Source organism: Catelliglobosispora koreensis DSM 44566, from assembly GCF_000379685.1.
Lineage (GTDB): Bacteria > Actinomycetota > Actinomycetes > Mycobacteriales > Micromonosporaceae > Catelliglobosispora > Catelliglobosispora koreensis.
In genome coordinates, this window is record NZ_KB903288.1 from 1 (window position 1) to 964 (window position 964).

2 protein-coding genes are annotated in these 964 nt (G+C 65.1%); both read left to right on the forward strand.

The features are described from left to right. A partial coding sequence (locus tag A3E1_RS0127955) for a rhodanese-like domain-containing protein (protein ID WP_020524102.1) occupies positions 1 to 605 on the forward strand: 605 nt, incomplete at its 5' end. After that, the coding region (locus tag A3E1_RS0127960) for an MFS transporter (protein WP_026208908.1) at positions 602 to 964 on the forward strand (363 nt) is incomplete at its 3' end. The genes A3E1_RS0127955 and A3E1_RS0127960, both read left to right, overlap by 4 nt.

A 964-nucleotide genomic window follows, 5' to 3' on the forward strand; every position in this document is an offset into this window, starting at 1 on the left:
GCCTGGCACCGCTGACCGCGGCGCAAGTCAAGGCACACATGGCATCCGGCGCCGTCGTACTCGACGTCCGGCCCATCCGCGAAGTCGCCCGCGGACACATCCCCGGTGCGGTGTCGATCGCGCTGCGGCCACAGTTCGCGACTTGGCTCGGCTGGACGCTCACCCCGGAAACGCCACTCATCATTGTCCGCAACCCAGACCAGGACCCGGCCGACATCATCTGGCCCGCCCTGAATATCGGCTACACCACGTTCCTGGGCGAACTAGACGGCGGCCTGGACGCGTGGATGGCGGCAGGCGAAACCCTTGCCACCACACCACTTTCCGCACCCGGCGACGTGAGGGGCAGGGTGCTGGATGTGCGCCAGGACAGCGAATACGCCTGCGGGCACCTGCCACAGGCCGTCCACATCGAACTCGGCAACCTCGCTTCTCACGCCGGCGATTTCAGCTCTGGTCCGGTCACGGTTATGTGCGGGCACGGCGAGCGTGCCATGACCGCTGCCACCATCCTGCAGCGCAACGGAAACCGAGACGTGTCTGTATTAGACGGCGGTGCCGGCGACTGGGCCAAAGCGACCGGCGGAAAGCTCGCCACCTCATGAGCACCACCGCGATGGCGCCGGTCCGGCTGGGGCTCAAGCAGAACGCCGCCCAGTTCACGTTGCTTGTCATCGTCAACGCTTTGGTTGGTGGTGTGCTCGGCAGCGAACGCACCGTGCTGCCGCTGCTGGGCCAGCAAACCTTTCAGCTGACCGCCTACTCCGCCGCACTGACCTACATTCTCGCCTTCGGGCTAACAAAGGCCGCCACCAACTTCTTCGCCGGCACGCTGTCTGACCGGTACGGCCGCAAACCAGTTCTGCTCGCCGGATGGCTGATGGCGATACCGATCCCGGCGATGATTATCTTCGCCCCATCCTGGGGCTGGGTCATCGCAGCCAACGTCCTATTAGGGATCAAC